We start from the raw sequence: 14749 nt of genomic DNA on the forward strand, positions 1-14749 counted from the left end.
TCCATCGGCCGCTGACGGCGCTCGTTGCACCTGGACCTGAGTGCCCTCGACCCTAGGTCGGGCCGCCGACAGCCACCACCCGTCCGGGGGCCGGCCGCGACTCGTCAGCACCTGTTCACCGGGCAGACCGGCGTCGGTCCGGACGGTTAGGGTTTCCGGCATGGCCACCGCCCTGTACCGCCGCTACCGGCCCGAGAGCTTCGCCGACGTGATCGGCCAGGAGCACGTCACCGAGCCGCTCATGCAGGCGCTGCGCACGGGCAGGGTCAACCACGCCTACCTCTTCAGCGGCCCCCGCGGCTGTGGCAAGACGACGAGCGCGCGCATCCTGGCCCGCTGCCTCAACTGCGAGCAGGGTCCGACGCCGACACCCTGCGGCACGTGCCAGTCGTGCGTCGCGCTGGCGCGCGGGGGGCCGGGCAGCGTCGACGTCATCGAGATCGACGCCGCGAGCCACGGCGGCGTCGACGACGCGCGTGACCTCCGGGAACGCGCCTCGTACGGCCCGGCGCAGAGCCGTTTCAAGATCTACATCATCGACGAGGCGCACATGGTGACGCCGCAGGGCTTCAACGCCCTGCTCAAGATCGTCGAGGAGCCGCCCGAGCACGTGAAGTTCGTCTTCGCCACCACCGAGCCCGAGAAGGTCATCGGCACGATCCGCTCGCGCACGCACCACTACCCGTTCCGTCTCGTTCCCCCGGCCAAGCTCACCGCGTACATGGAGCGGCTCCTCGAGCAGGAACAGGTGGCCGTGCAGCCCGGCGTCCTGTCGTTCGTGACGCGGGCCGGCGGTGGGTCGGTGCGCGACTCGCTGTCGGTGCTCGACCAGCTCATCGCGGGGTCGGGCCCCGAAGGGCTCACCTACGACGGTGCGGTGTCGCTGCTCGGGTTCACCGACGGCGAGCTGCTCGACGCCACGGTCGACGCCCTCGCGGCCGGCGACGGCGCGGCGACGTTCCGCCAGGTCGACCGCGTCATCGAGTCGGGCCACGACCCCCGGCGCTTCGTCGAGGACCTCCTCGAGCGGCTGCGCGACCTCATCGTCGTGGCCGCGGTCCAGGAGGGGGCGGGTCAGGTCCTGCGCGGCATCCCCGAGGACCAGCTCGAACGGATGCGCGTCCAGCAGGCCGCGTTCGGTCCCGGCGCCCTGTCGAGGGCGGCCGACATCGTCAACACCGGCCTCACCGAGATGACCGGCGCCACCGCACCCCGGCTGCAGCTGGAGCTCATCTGCGCGCGCATCCTGCTCCCGGCGTCCTCCGGCGAGCAGGGCTACGCCGCTCGCCTCGACCGGCTCGAGCGGCGCCTCGAGGTCGGCGGCGTGCCGTCGGCCGCACGGCCCGCGGGCGCAGCGGCACACGCTGGGCCCGTCCCCTCCGCGTCCGCAGGCGGGGTGACCGCGCCGCCGCGCACGGTGTCCGACTACACGCCGCCCGCGGCCGCCGCGGTGGCGACGCCGGCCGTGGCGGCCCCGGGCGCCGGGCCGACGGGCGCCCCGGTGCCCGCCGGTCCCGGCGACGCCGGACGCACCGACGCCGCACGCGCCGAGGCCGGAGCCCCTCCGGTCGCGGTGCCGCGGGAGTCCGTGGGCGGTCCCTCCGCCGTCGACGAGCCGCGCGAGGGCCTGGGCCACGCGGCGACGGCGGGCGACGCAGCGACGGGTGCCTCCGGGGCAGCGGCCGCGTCCGGGGGCTCGGCTCGTGCCGGGTCGTCGCACGACGTCGTCCACGACCCGGGTCGCGGCGTCCTCCACGCCCACGGCGGCGAGGAGGACGAGCCGGCCGGCGCGGCCGGGGCGGCCGGGGCGGCCACCGGGCCCGGCGGGACCCCGCCGTCCGGCGGCATGGACACCGACGCCATCCGCCGCGCGTGGCCCAACGTCCTCGGACGGATCTTCACGATGCGCCGCATCACGTGGACGTTCGTCTCCCAGAACGCCCAGGTGACGGCTTTCGACGGACGCACGCTGACCCTGGGGATCGCCACCGCGGGCCTCACCACGACGTTCCGTGCCGGCAACCACGCCGAGGTGGTGCGGCAGGCCCTCATCGACGAGCTCGGCGTCGACGCCCTCGTCGACGGCGTGCACGTGGCCGAGGTGTCGCAACAGGCGCCGGTCGCCCCGCCGGTCGGTGCGATGCCCCCTGCCCCCGACGACGACGGTCCTGAACGCGACGGCGGTCCCGAAGGCGGCGGCGATCCCACGGGCCGGGGTGGTCCCGGCGACCCTGGGCCCGGTGATCCGGGCGGTCCGACGGGCGCGCAGGGCCGAGAGGCACGACAGCCAGGACAGGCGGGACAGGGCGGACCAGGCGGGCCTCCTTCCGCGGCTGACCTCCCCGGTGCCGCGGCCCGGGGCTCTTGGGGTGACGCCGGGGCGGGTCACGACGCCGGTGGCCCGAACGCAGCTCCGGACGCTGGTCCGGGTGCCGCGCCGGGCGGGGCGGCGCGGCTCGCCGACTCCGGCCTGAGCCCGGTGTCCGGCCGCTCGCTCGAGGAAAACGCGGGCTGGGGCAGCGCCGCCGGCCCGCCACCGGACTGGGCCACGGGTCCCGCGTCCGCCCCCGCGGCCGGGACGCCGGCCACCTCCACCCACCCGTCCTCGGCCACGGTCACGGCCACGCCCTCGGCCGGAGGCGACCGGATCCCCTCAGGTGGGAGCGGTGACCAGGGTGCCCCGACGGTCTCGGCGGTGCGCGGCGCCAGCGCGGTCCGCGAGTCCTTCGCCCAGGCGAGGGCCCGGGCGTCCGTGCCCCGCTCCAACGACGACGACCCGCCCCGCCCGCCCCTGACCGACGACTCCGCCGTCAGCGACGACGACGAGGACATCGAGCAGTCCGGGGACGTCGGCCGTGCCGTCATCGAGAAGGTCCTCGGCGGCCGTGTGGTCCAGGAGCTCGAGGACTGACCGTCCGTCGCACGGCCGTTCGTCACGTGGTCAGCTGCTGCGGCGGCGCAGTCCGAGCGCGCGGGCGAGGGCCGGTAGGGCAGCGGCCAGCACCGGGTCGAGCTCACCGCGGGCGATGACCGACAGCCGGACGGGAAGGTCGACCCGAGAGGTCATGACGCGGTCACCGGGTCGGCCGGACATCCGGGCGGCACTCGAGGGCACGATGGCGATCCCCTCCCGGCGTCGGGCGATCTCGAGGGCGACCGGTGCCGTCGCGGCGTGTCGCACCGTGCCCCCCAGGGCGGCGACGCGCTCGGCGATGAGCGGGCCGGAGTTGTCGTAGGGCGCGTAGGTGACGACCCGGTCGAGGAAGGGCCGCGCACCCCGCCGCGGCGGCTCGACGCCGGCCGCGACGAAGGCCACGAGCTCGTCGGTGCCGAGCCGGTGCGCGACGACGTGCGGCGGCAGCTGGACCTGCTCGGCGATGCCGATGACCGCCGCGTCCATGGATCCCTCGGCGACCAGCTCGAGCATCTCGCTGCCGTGGTAGACGGAGGTCACCAGCCGGACCTCGTCCCCGACGAGCTCGTCGAGTGCCGGGAAGACGTAGCCCGAGAGCCCGGCGAAGGTGCCCACCCGAAGCGTTCGCGCGGAGGCCGAGGATCGGACGGCAGCGTAGACACCGCCGAGGTGGCTGAGGATGTGGTCCGCCTGACGGACCATCTCCAGACCGGCCGGCGTCGCGGTCGTCCCCATCGGGCTCCGGGTGAAGAGCACTGTGCCACAGCGCCGTTCGAGGCGAGCCAGTCGTTGCGAGGCCGCTGGCTGGCTCACCAGGAGCTCGCGCGCCGCCGACCCGAGGGACTGTGTGCGGTGCAGCGTCAGCACCAGCTTGAGGTCGTCCACGTCCGGCACCTGGTGCAATGGATCCATAAGGCCATCTTATGACCCGTACCGAGATCGTCCTGTCTACCGGTACGGCGGTCGGGGCGCGACGCTGGAGCACGTGACCCCGAGCCGCGCCGTCCGCACCGTGCTGACCTCCAACGCCATCGAGTACCTGGCGTTCCGCTTCACCCAGGTCGTCCTCCCACTCGTCGTCCTGAGGCACTTCGACTCGGCCGCGATGGCGGGTCTCGTCGGCGGCCTCGCCGGTCTACCGGTCGTCACCTCGCCCTGGTGGGCTCGTCGCCTGCGGCAACGCCTCTCGGACGGGCGCGGTCTCGCCCTCGTCTCGCTCTGGCAGGCCGCCGCGGTCCTCGTCGTCCCGGTGGCGCTGGTCCTCGGGCTGATGCACCCGGTCGTCCTCGCCGTGGCCGGGCTCGCGGTCGGGGTGTCGAACGCGTTGGCGTCGCCCGGTCGCACGGCCCTGCTCGGCGACCTCGGGGACCGCCTGGGGGACGGGATGGCCACGCGGGTCGTCACGTGGGACGACGCCGTGCGCCGGGCTGCGATGGTGGTGGGCCCCGGTCTCGCGGGAGTCGGTGTGCAGCTCGGGTGGACCCACGTCCTGCTGTGGGTCGAAGGGCTCGCCCTCGTCGGGTCGTCCCTCCTCGTGCGTCGGGTCGTCCTGGGGCCGGAGGCGAGCGCGGTCGATGCTCACCCCGACGCCGCAGGTGCCGGCCCGGCGCCCGGGATCCTCGCGTCCGTGCGGCACCACCCGGACATCCTCCGGGGCTGGGTCATGCGTGGGACGAGCTGCATGCTGTGGTTCGCCTTCGCGCTCGGCCTCGCGGTGCAGGGGGAACGGACCGGGCAGTCCGGCACGCTCTACGCGACGGCACTGGCCGCCTACGGGGTCGGTGCGCTCGCGATGACGCTCGTGGTGGCCGCGCGTCCGCCGTCCTCGAACCCGGTGCGCGTGGCGACCGTCGCGTGGGTCGGGCAGGGGCTTGCGTTCGTCGCCATGGCCCTGTGGATCACACCCGCGCCGGTCGCCGTCTGGTCGGCCCTTGCGGGCGCCGTGACGGTCGTCGGCATCCGGGCCATGACGCAGGTCCTCCTCGGGCAGACGTCCGGTCCCGCTCGACGGGCGGCCCTCGCCGGGCAGTCCAACCTCGTCGACGTCACGGGGTCGGTCGGGATGCTCGTCGGCGGCGCGGTCATCGACGAGCTCGGTGTGCGCCCCACCCTCTGCGCGGCCGGTCTCGTCACGGCGGTCGTGGCCCTCGTCGCCGGTCTGCGCGGCCGCGGGCGGCGCCGCCTCGCCCGAACGCCCGGCACCGGGGTGCCCGCCATGACGTGGCTTCCGCTCGTGGGGCAGACGCAGCGGACCGGCCCGGCCCCGGCCCGCCGCGCGGACGAGCGGCATTCGGCGGTGGAGGAACCCAGCACGGCGTAGCGTCGGGGCGTGACCTTCGAGGTTCCGGCGGACGCCTACGACCTGTTCATGGGGCGGTACTCGGGGCCGCTCGCCGGGCGGTTCGCGGACTGGTCCGGGGTCGACGCCGGCCCCGGCCACGCCATCGACGTCGGCTGCGGCACCGGCGCTCTCACGCGCGTCCTCGTCGAGCGCCTCGGCGTCGACGGGGTGTCCGCCGTCGACCCGACACAGGCGTTCGTCGCCGTGCTGCGCCAGGAGTTCCCCACCCTCGACGTCCAGGTGGGGGGCGCCGAGCAGCTGCCGTACCGCGACGACCTGTTCGACCTCGCCCTGGCCCAGCTCGTCGTACCGTTCATGGCCGACCCGGTCGGGGGCCTGCGCGAGATGGCCCGGGTGACGCGACCCGGTGGCACCGTGGCCGCGTGCGTCTGGGACCACGCCGGGGGAGCCGGTCCGCTCGCCCTCTTCTGGCGGGCCGCCGCCGACCTCGACCCCGACGCCCCCGGCGAGGGTGACCAGCCGGGCGCCTCGGAGGGCAGCCTCGCGCTGCTCTTCGACGCCGCCGGTCTGACCGGCATCGAGGACACCTCGTTCATGGTCGCGGTGCGGCACGAGACGTTCGAGGAGTGGTGGGAGCCGTACACGCTGGGCGTCGGCCCTGCTGGCGACTACGTCGAGTCGCTGGCCCCGGACCGGCGCGCCGCGCTCCGCGAACACTGCCGCGAGCTCGCTCCCGACGCCCCGTTCCACGTGCTCGCGACCGCGTGGGCCGTGCGCGCCCGAGCCTGACCCCCGGTGGTGCCGGGGTTGGCCGCGGACCGGGCACGAGCGGTCGCGACCGGCGGGTAGCCCTACAGTTGGCGCCATGTTCTACAGCCTCGGGCGGTCCGTGCTCTACCCGCTGTCCCACGCGCTGTACCGCCCGACGATCGAGGGCAAGGAGAACATCCCGCGCGAGGGCGGTGTCATCGTCGCGAGCAACCACCTGTCGTTCATCGACTCGTTCGCGATCCCCCTCGCGGCGCCGCGGCAGGTGCGGTTCCTGGCCAAGGAGGAGTACTGGACCGGGCCCGGTGTCGGGGGGCTGCTGCGCAAGGGCTTCTTCAGCGCCGTCGGCATGGTGCCGGTCAACCGCCACTCACCGACCGCCGCCCAGGAGAGCCTCGACGCCGCGCTCGAGGTGCTCAAGAACGGGGACGCGTTCGGCATCTACCCCGAGGGCACCCGCTCCCGCGACGGCCGGCTCTACCGCGGCCGCACCGGCGTCGCCTGGCTCGCGCTGACCGCCCAGGTGCCGGTCGTCCCCGTCGGGCTCATCGGCACCGAGAACATCCAACCGGTCGGGGCGAGCTTCCCGCGCCTGGCCAAGGTCACGGTGCGCTTCGGCGAGCCGATCGGCGTCGAGGAGTACCAGGGCATGCCCGCCGGGAAGGCCCGGCGCCTGCTGACCGACCGCGTCATGGAGGCCATCGCGGCGCTCTCCGGTCAGGAGCGGGTCGACGCCTACAACGAGGTCCCGGGCGGCGCGCCCGCGGTCTGATCGTCATGCAGGTGCTGTAGTCGCGCTACAGCAGGTGCCCGTTGCAGATGCGACGCAGTCGCATCTAGCGTGGCCCCGTGACCGCACGGACCCCGACGCCGACCTCGACGCCTACCTCGACGCCGACCTCGACGCCGGAGCCGACGCCGACCTCGACCGCCCGCCCACTGCGCGCCCGCCTCGCGGCGCACTTGGGCCCGCAGGAGCGCCGGAGCCTCTCCGGGATGGCCGCGGTGGTGGCCCTGCTGCACGTCGTCGGCTGGGGGCTGCTCGTCCTCGTCGTCGCCCCGGCCGAGTACCGCGTCGCGGGCCAGCTGTTCGGCATCGGCCTCGGCGTCACGGCGTACACCCTCGGCATGCGGCACGCCTTCGACGTCGACCACATCGCCGCCATCGACAACACGACCCGCAAGCTCCTGGCCGAGGGACAGCGCCCGATGAGCGTCGGCTTCTGGTTCAGCCTCGGGCACTCCTCGGTCGTCTTCGTCATGGTCATGCTCCTCGCCGCCGGCATCCGGGCCCTGGCCGGCGCCCTGACCGACGACGGTTCGACGCTCCAGCAGGTGACCGGCGTCTGGGGCACCACCGTGTCGGGGACCTTCCTCGTCCTCATCGGCCTCGTCAACCTCGCCGCGCTCGTCGGGATCCTCAAGGTCTTCCGCCGGATGCGGGCCGGGCAGTACGACGAGGCGGAGCTCGAGCGGCAGCTGGACCGGCGCGGTCTGCTCAACCGCGTCCTCGGTCGCGTGACCCGCGCGGTGACCAAGCCGTGGCACATGTACCCGGTCGGCCTCCTCTTCGGGCTGGGCTTCGACACCGTCACCGAGGTGGGCCTGCTCGTCATCGCCGGCGGAGCGGCGGCGGCGGCCCTGCCGTGGTACGCCGTGCTCGTGCTGCCGGTGCTCTTCGCGGCCGGCATGTCGCTGCTCGACTCGATCGACGGCTCGTTCATGAACGTCGCCTACGGCTGGGCCTTCAGCCGCCCGGTCCGCAAGATCTACTACAACATCACCGTCACGGCGCTGTCGGTCGCGGTCGCCCTCGTCATCGGCGTCATCGAGCTCGTCGGTCTGCTCGCGGACAAGCTCGGCGTCACCGGCGGTCCGCTCGCCTGGGTGGCCGCCATCGACCTCGGCGACGTCGGGTTCTGGATCGTCGGCCTCTTCGTCGTCACGTGGCTCGTCGCCGTGCTCGTGTGGCGGTACGGCCGCATCGAGGAGCGGTGGGAGGCCACGCTCGCCGACTGACCGGCGTCACGCGTCGCCCGCCCCCAAAGTCCACCGTGGCGCGGTTCGGCCCGGGTGGGCGGCACGGACCGCGCGCGGGCTTAGGGTTGCGGTGTGTACGAAGGCGCAGTGCAGGACCTCATCGACGAGCTCGGACGCTTGCCCGGCGTCGGTCCCAAGAGCGCCCAGCGCATCGCCTTCCACCTCCTGCAGGCCGACGCCGAGGACGTCACGCGTCTCGTCACGGCCCTGACCGAGGTCAAGGCCCGGGTCCGGTTCTGCGAGGTGTGCGGCAACGTCGCGCAGGCCGAGCGGTGCCGCATCTGCGCCGACCCGCGTCGCGACCAGACCTCCATCTGCGTCGTCGAGGAGCCGAAGGACGTCGTCGCGATCGAGCGCACCCGCGAGTTCCGCGGCACCTACCACGTGCTCGGCGGCGCCATCAGCCCGATCGACGGCATCGGACCCGACGACCTGCGGGTCCGCGAGCTCATGACGCGGCTCGCGTCGGGGGAGGTGCAGGAGGTCATCATCGCCACCGACCCCAACCTCGAGGGCGAGGCGACGGCCACCTACCTGTCCCGGCTGCTGCGCGACGTCGGCGTCACGGTCACCCGCCTCGCCTCCGGCCTGCCCGTCGGCGGCGACCTCGAGTACGCCGACGAGGTGACGCTCGGGCGAGCCTTCGAGGGGCGTCGACGCGTCGACGCGTGACGCGCTCCCCGGGGGCCGCGTCCCAGCCGCGATGGGGCATGCTGGTCACATGAGCACCGAGCAGGGGACCCCTGACGCCGCCGACCGCGAGATCGACGACCTCTCGGGCCTGGCCGACCTCACCGCGGCCGAGGCCAGTGCGTTCCTCACGTCGGTGACCGAGGTCGCCTCGGGCAGCTCGCCCGACACCGCCCTGCCCGTCCTGACGCTCGCCCTGTCTCAGGTGCTCGTCGCCGGCGCCCGGCTCGGGGCGATCCAGGACGTCGTGCCGGTCGAGCGCTTCGAGCCGGACGCGACCGACGACGACGCCGACCCGCTGCGCACCGGTCTGGCCAACGTCTTCGCCGGCATCGACGACTACGTCTACGTCATCGACCCGGTCACCTCCTCCGAACGGGCCGACGGGTCGATCACCAACGACCTCGTGGACATCGCCGTCGCCCTGACGCACGGCCTCAAGCACTACGGTGCGGGCCGCCGCGTCGAGGCCCTGTGGTGGTGGCAGTTCAGCTACCTGTCCGAGTGGGGCGACCGCGCGATGACGGCGCTGCGCGCGCTCCAGTCGATCCTGTCGCACCTGCGGCTCGACGTCGACGAGGAGACCGTCGGCGAGGCGGAGTTCGACGCGCTGCACCCCTGACCCGCGCAAGAACGTGCGGCGCCGGTGACGAATCCGCGCACATCTCACCATCGCGACGCGGCGGTGGGCGCCGCGAGCCCGAGCCTAGACTCGGCTGCACCGCAGACCACCGAGCAGATCCGGAGCCCCGAGTGAGCATCGTCGTCCAGAAGTACGGCGGGTCGTCCGTCTCCGACGCCGAGGCCATCAAGCGGGTGGCCCGCCGCATCGTCGAGACGCACAAGGCCGGCAACGCGGTCTGCGTCGTCGTCTCGGCCATGGGCGACACCACCGACGAGCTGCTCGACCTCGCCGAGCAGGTGACGCCGGCACCGCCGGCCCGCGAGCTCGACATGCTGCTGACCTCGGGCGAGCGCATCTCGATGGCCCTCGTCGCCATGGCGATCGCCCAGCTCGGCGCCGAGGCCCGCTCGTTCACGGGCAGCCAGGCCGGCGTCATCACCGACGACGCGCACGGTGCCGCGCGCATCATCGACGTGACGCCGGGGCGCATCCAGAGCGCCCTCGACGCCGGTCACATCGCCATCGTCGCCGGCTTCCAGGGCGTGAGCCAGACGACGAAGGACATCACCACCCTCGGCCGCGGCGGCTCGGACACCACCGCCGTCGCCCTCGCCGCCGCCCTCGGGGCCGACGTCTGCGAGATCTACACCGACGTCGACGGCGTCTTCACCGCCGACCCGCGCATCCTGCCGAGCGCGCGCAAGCTCGACGTCCTGTCGATGGAGGAGATGCTCGACCTCGCGGCCAACGGGTCGAAGATCCTGCACCTGCGCTGCGTCGAGTACGCCCGCCGCTACGGCATCCCGATCCACGTCCGGTCCTCGTGGTCGCAGAAGCCGGGCACCTGGGTCAAGGACAACCCCTACGAAGGAGAAGGCGCTGTGGAAGCTCCGATCATCGCCGGCATCGCCCACGACCGCAGCGAGGCCAAGATCACCATCGTCGGGGTGCCCGACCGGGTCGGGATCGCCGCGAAGATCTTCGGCGCCATCGCCGAGGCCGGCATCAACATCGACATGATCGTCCAGAACGTGTCGGCGGCCCAGACGGCCAAGACCGACATCTCCTTCACGCTGCCGCAGGCCGACGGCGCCCGCGGCATGCAGGTGCTGCAGGGCATCAGGGCCGAGGTCGAGTACGAGGACCTGCGGCTCGATGACAAGATCGGCAAGATCGCCCTCGTCGGCGCCGGCATGAAGAGCCACCCAGGCGTCTCGGCGAAGTTCTTCGGGGCCCTGGCCGAGGCCGGGATCAACATCGAGATGATCTCGACCTCCGAGATCCGTGTCTCGGCGGTGACGCGCGCCGAGCAGCTCGACGACGCCGTCCGTGCCGTGCACACCGCCTTCGGTCTCGACTCGGCCGAGGACGCCATCGTCTACGGCGGCACCGGCCGCTGACGCTCGCTGCCCCGCCCGGTGAGCTGGGCCGCGTCGTCGCGTGACGGCGTCAGTGGGCCACCGCGGGCACCGACCGGGCCACGACCTCGGCGAGCTCCCCGCGCGTCGGGCCGGGGTCGAAGGGTCGCCGCCAGCCGGTCGCGTAGACGGCACGGGCCCGGTCCTCGGCGGCCCGCAGGCTCGCGGGCAGCGCGGTCATCGCGGCGTACGGACCGATGAGCTCGCCGATCGAGGGGTCCCGCTCCGCGGCCATCATGATGATGTCGGAGGGCAGCGGGCGGGAGAGGTCGATGTCCTCACCCGACCAGCGTCGGGCCTGCGCCGAGTCCATGTGCACGTGGTCCTCGACCCAGGGCCGCATGCTCGCCTCGCCGAAGGCGTCGAGCCCGAGCGAGAGCGCCTCGAGGTCGGTGCCGTGCTCGTCGAGGAGCCGGAGCAGCTCGGCCACCTGGAGCAGGGAGGTCGTGACGCCGCGGCCGAAGTTCGGCGTCGTGGTGCACACCGAGTCACCCACGAAGACGAGCCCCGGCAGCGCCGGACGGCCGTCCGGCCCGTGCTGCCCGCGGTAGACGTTGAGCAGCGGACCGCCGGGCAGCGCGTCGGTGAGCGGGGTGGCCACGGACGGGTCGGTCCACGCCGCGAGGCCGGGCACGGCGGCAGCAGCGGCCTCGAACGCCGCGGTGTGGCGCAGGTCCACGAGCGAGCGGTCCGAGGTGTTGCGGATGATGAGGGCGGAGAAGACGCCCTTCTCGTGAGGGAAGACGAGGACCTCGAAGCCGTCGTAGTTTCCTTGCCAGGCAATGGGATTCGTCAGTGGCGGGTCGGCTCCGGCGCGCAGCTGGTAGAGCCGGTCGACGTAGGCGATGCCGCACTCGCCGCCGATCCCCGGGGCCCGCAGGTGCCGGTTGACGCGCCCTGACCGGCCCGACGCGTCGATGACGAGGTCGGCGGGCACGTCACGGCCGTCGACGCTGAGGCCGCCGACCCGACCGCAGCGCGTCGTGAGCCCGTCGACGTGTCCCACCTCCAGGGTCAGCCCGGGCTGGGCCCCGGCCGCCGCCCGCACCGCCCGCTCGAACGTCTCGCGCCGCGAGCGGACGCCACCGAGGATCTTCGTGCCGTCGGGCAGGGGGATCGGCACCGGTTCGGCGCCTGCCGCGAGCCAGGCGTCCCAGGCGTCCGGTGCGACCTCCTGGAGGACCCGACCGACCTGGGGCCGGAAGGCGTGGGCGTGGTGGAACTGCATGACACCGCGTCGGTCCCAGTGCCCGGTGGCGGGCGGTCCGGCGTCGCGGTCGACGACGACCACCGAGTGCCCGCGGCGCGCGAGACCGATGCCACTGACCAGGCCGGCCGGTCCGGCCCCGATGACTGCCACCTGCACGACCTTCACCCCCATTGGTGTTACCGTCGGTGTATTGACTTAACCCAGAGTGAAAGCACCCGGTGATGGCGTCAAGCGGTTTGCGGGAAGTCCGATGAGCTCCCGTCCGAAACGGGCCTACGTGTCCGGTTTGCGTGAGGCACAGGCGCGCCGCACGCGTCGCGCCGTCGTCGAGGCCGCCAGTGCGCTCTTCGTGGAGCGGGGCTATGCCGCCACGACCATCGACGCGGTGGCCTCCGCTGCCGGGGTCAGCCGCAAGACGGTCTTCGACGCCGTCGGCGGCAAGGTCGCCCTGCTCAAGGACGCCTACGACTGGGCCGTCGTCGGCGACGATGAGCCGGTCTCCTTCGCCGAACGGCCGGCCGTCCGCGCGCTGCAGGAGACGACCGACCCTGCCGAGGCGCTGGACCAGTGGGTCCGCATCGTCCGCGACGTCGTTCGTCGCGTCGCGCCCATCGGCACCGTGCTCGTCCTCGCGTCCGACACCGACAGCGAGGCCGCGGCCCTCAAGGCGACCGCGGACGCCAACCGGCTCTTCGGCGCCCAGCAGCTCGTCCGCCACCTCGCGCGCATCGGTGGGTTGCGACCGGGCCTCTCGCGGGCCGCGGCCGCCGACGTCTGCTGGCTCTACATGGACCCGATGCTCTACAACCGGCTCGTCGTCGAGCGAGGTTGGTCGGTCGCCCGGTACGAGGCGTTCCTGCGGGACGCGCTGGCCGCCGCGCTCCTCGCCTGACGGCGGTGGACTCGGCTCGTGGACGGGCCCGGTGACGTGGGTATGGTCGAACGGTAAGCAGCCACCGCGATCTCGGGGACGAAGGCGATGCACGTGACCCCTCACGAATCCCACCTCAACAGCGACGGAACCGTTTTCCCCCCGGTGACCCCCGACCCACCCGTGCCACCCGGCCAGGAGGACATCTCGGTCCCCGACATCCTTCCGGTGCGTGCCCCCGACGGTCAGGACGGCTCGGATCGTTCCGACAGTCCGGGTGCTCCTGTCGGTCCGGACGCGGTCGAGGCCGCGGCGGACGCGGACGGCCTGCCCTCCCCGGAGAGCGAGGGCCCGACGTCCTGAGGTGCTGACGACCCGGTCAGGTCGGTCCGCCACGCGGGCGGCCGGGTCGGTGAGTTCGCGGTCGCGCGTCGGGGTACGTGTGGCGCATGAGACTGCGGCGCAGCATGATCGACGGCCCCGGCATCCGCCGGGTGCGCCGCGGTTCCGGCTTCGGCTACGTCGACGCGGACGGGAGGGCCGTCGACGCCGAGACCCGCGAGCGTGTCAAGGCACTCGTCATACCGCCGGCGTGGAAGGACGTGTGGATCAGCCCGTACCCCAACGGGCACATCCAGGCCGTCGGCACGGACGACGCCGGACGCCGCCAGTACCTCTACCACGAGAAGTGGCACGAGGCCCGTGACCGGGAGAAGCACGACCGCGTCCTAGCCCTGGCCAGGCGGCTGCCGCAGGCGCGCAAGCAGCTGGCCACGGACCTGCGCACCGACGGTCTCGGCCGCCGCCGCGTCACCGCAGCGGCGCTGCACATGCTGGACGCCGGCCTCTTCCGCACCGGCGGTGAGGCCTACGAGGCGCAGAACGGCTCGTACGGCGTCGCGACGCTCCTGCACCAGCACGTCAGGGTCAGCGGTGAGGACATCACCTTCGAGTTCCCCGCCAAGTCAGGGGTGCTGCGCGAGGCCGTCATGACCGACCAGCTGCTCGCGCGGCTCGTCCTGTCGCTCAAGCGCAGCGGCTACCCCGGCGAGCGGCTGCTCGCCTTCCGTGACGCGACCGGGTGGCACGAGCTGCACTCCGCCGACCTCAACCTCGCCTTCAAGGAGCTCGTCGGCGACGAGTTCACCGTCAAGGACCTGCGCACGTGGGCGGCGACGGTCACCGCCGCGGTCGCCCTGGCCCAGACCGGCCCCGCCGCCACCGAGCGAGAGCAGAAGCGCGCCGAGAAGGACGCGATGAAGGTGGTCTCGGAGCACCTCGGCAACACGCCGGCGGTCGCGCGACGCTCCTACGTCGACCCGCGGGTCCTGGACGAGTACGCCGTGGGGCGCACCGTCGCGCGGGGCCTGAGCCGGCTCACCAAGGCCGACCGGGCCCGCCTGGCCAACGGCGAGCTCGTCCGCGTCCGCGACCGCGACGCGCTCGAACGGGCGGTGATCCGCCTCGTCCGCGGCGCCGAGTAGAAGCGGCCGCCGTCGGGTACGAACCGGTCGTCGGCCTGAACCGGGCGACGACGGACCAGCCACGACGAGAGGAGATCCCCATGCCGAAGCGAAAGAGCCCCGGACCCTCGGTCAAGGACCCGGAGACCTACGAGGCACTTCGTGACGAGGGAGCGAGCAAGGAGAAGGCGGCCCGCATCGCGAACGCCGCCGCCGGCTCGTCGCGATCGTCGGTCGGCCGCAAGGGCGGCAAGGCCGGCAGCTACGACGACATGACCAAGGACCAGCTGATGAAGCGCGCCCGCGAGATCGGCATCTCCGGCCGCTCGTCGATGTCGAAGTCCGAGCTCGTCTCGGCGCTGCGCAACCACTGACGGGCACGCCCGCGTCGCCCGCGCGACGCCCGCGCCGCCGCACGCCGGCCTGCCGTCACGCGTCCGAGGAGCCA

The 14749-nt window shown here is 73.5% G+C and carries 13 protein-coding genes; 11 read left to right on the forward strand and 2 right to left on the reverse strand.

Annotation, left to right across the window (positions count from 1 at the left end; genetic code table 11):
* Positions 1-160 precede the first annotated feature (160 nt).
* Positions 161-2911: a DNA polymerase III subunit gamma and tau gene (locus AC1VM9_RS11380; RefSeq protein WP_483122715.1), complete on the forward strand. Its 2751-nt coding sequence runs from the start codon at positions 161-163 to the stop codon at positions 2909-2911.
* A gap of 30 nt (positions 2912-2941) precedes the next feature.
* On the opposite strand, the gene AC1VM9_RS11385 is transcribed toward AC1VM9_RS11380, so the two are convergent.
* Positions 2942-3799: a LysR family transcriptional regulator gene (locus tag AC1VM9_RS11385; protein ID WP_481341913.1), complete on the reverse strand. Its 858-nt coding sequence runs from the start codon at positions 3797-3799 to the stop codon at positions 2942-2944.
* 100 nt (positions 3800-3899) lie between these two features.
* Here AC1VM9_RS11385 and AC1VM9_RS11390 point away from each other — a divergent pair, with 100 nt between their 5' ends.
* From AC1VM9_RS11390 to AC1VM9_RS11420, 7 genes are all read left to right on the forward strand, one after another.
* Entirely contained in the window at positions 3900-5234 is a 1335-nt protein-coding gene (locus AC1VM9_RS11390; RefSeq protein ID WP_481346326.1) for an MFS transporter, read from the forward strand.
* A 9-nt stretch (positions 5235-5243) separates the two neighbouring features.
* Positions 5244-6005 (forward strand): class I SAM-dependent methyltransferase, encoded by a 762-nt coding sequence (locus AC1VM9_RS11395; protein WP_481347586.1) that lies wholly within the window; start codon positions 5244-5246, stop codon positions 6003-6005.
* Between the two features lie 76 nt (positions 6006-6081).
* Positions 6082-6756 carry a lysophospholipid acyltransferase family protein gene (locus AC1VM9_RS11400; RefSeq protein ID WP_481341910.1) on the forward strand — a complete coding sequence of 225 codons (675 nt, stop codon included), beginning with the start codon at positions 6082-6084 and terminating at the stop codon, positions 6754-6756.
* A 77-nt stretch (positions 6757-6833) separates the two neighbouring features.
* Positions 6834-8003: a Nickel transporter NicT gene (nicT, locus tag AC1VM9_RS11405; protein WP_481347571.1), complete on the forward strand. Its 1170-nt coding sequence runs from the start codon at positions 6834-6836 to the stop codon at positions 8001-8003.
* Positions 8004-8096: 93 nt separating this feature from the next.
* The gene (recR, locus tag AC1VM9_RS11410) at positions 8097-8696 is read left to right on the forward strand and encodes a recombination mediator RecR (protein WP_481341908.1); all 600 of its coding nucleotides are present in this window, start codon (positions 8097-8099) and stop codon (positions 8694-8696) included.
* Positions 8697-8745: 49 nt separating this feature from the next.
* The gene (locus AC1VM9_RS11415) at positions 8746-9336 is read left to right on the forward strand and encodes a DUF5063 domain-containing protein (RefSeq protein ID WP_481341907.1); all 591 of its coding nucleotides are present in this window, start codon (positions 8746-8748) and stop codon (positions 9334-9336) included.
* A gap of 131 nt (positions 9337-9467) precedes the next feature.
* Complete coding sequence (locus AC1VM9_RS11420) at positions 9468-10739, forward strand: aspartate kinase (protein ID WP_481347498.1); 1272 nt, start codon at positions 9468-9470, stop codon at positions 10737-10739.
* 49 nt (positions 10740-10788) lie between these two features.
* Here the strand turns inward: AC1VM9_RS11420 and AC1VM9_RS11425 are convergent, their stop codons facing one another.
* The gene (locus AC1VM9_RS11425) at positions 10789-12117 is read right to left on the reverse strand and encodes an FAD-dependent oxidoreductase (protein WP_483122717.1); all 1329 of its coding nucleotides are present in this window, start codon (positions 12115-12117) and stop codon (positions 10789-10791) included.
* A 100-nt stretch (positions 12118-12217) separates the two neighbouring features.
* On the opposite strand from AC1VM9_RS11425, the gene AC1VM9_RS11430 reads away from it, so the two are divergent.
* From AC1VM9_RS11430 to AC1VM9_RS11440, 3 genes are all read left to right on the forward strand, one after another.
* Positions 12218-12859, forward strand: coding sequence for a TetR/AcrR family transcriptional regulator (locus AC1VM9_RS11430; RefSeq protein WP_483122718.1), 642 nt, complete (start codon positions 12218-12220; stop codon positions 12857-12859).
* A 428-nt stretch (positions 12860-13287) separates the two neighbouring features.
* Positions 13288-14322 (forward strand): DNA topoisomerase IB, encoded by a 1035-nt coding sequence (locus tag AC1VM9_RS11435; RefSeq protein ID WP_483122720.1) that lies wholly within the window; start codon positions 13288-13290, stop codon positions 14320-14322.
* A gap of 80 nt (positions 14323-14402) precedes the next feature.
* Positions 14403-14675 carry a DUF7218 family protein gene (locus AC1VM9_RS11440; RefSeq protein WP_481342984.1) on the forward strand — a complete coding sequence of 91 codons (273 nt, stop codon included), beginning with the start codon at positions 14403-14405 and terminating at the stop codon, positions 14673-14675.
* Positions 14676-14749 lie beyond the last annotated feature (74 nt).

This window comes from Monashia sp. HAY1-11D (genome assembly GCF_056868035.1).

What these genes read in the sequence shown, in the direction of transcription:
- AC1VM9_RS11435 (WP_483122720.1), top strand. Translation starts at nt 13,288, where the DNA reads ATGAGACTGCGGCGCAGCATGATCGACGGCCCCGGCATCCGCCGGGTG.
- AC1VM9_RS11430 (WP_483122718.1), top strand. Translation starts at nt 12,218, where the DNA reads ATGAGCTCCCGTCCGAAACGGGCCTACGTGTCCGGTTTGCGTGAGGCA.
- AC1VM9_RS11400 (WP_481341910.1), top strand. Translation starts at nt 6,082, where the DNA reads ATGTTCTACAGCCTCGGGCGGTCCGTGCTCTACCCGCTGTCCCACGCG.
- AC1VM9_RS11415 (WP_481341907.1), top strand. Translation starts at nt 8,746, where the DNA reads ATGAGCACCGAGCAGGGGACCCCTGACGCCGCCGACCGCGAGATCGAC.
- AC1VM9_RS11380 (WP_483122715.1), top strand. Translation starts at nt 161, where the DNA reads ATGGCCACCGCCCTGTACCGCCGCTACCGGCCCGAGAGCTTCGCCGAC.
- AC1VM9_RS11440 (WP_481342984.1), top strand. Translation starts at nt 14,403, where the DNA reads ATGCCGAAGCGAAAGAGCCCCGGACCCTCGGTCAAGGACCCGGAGACC.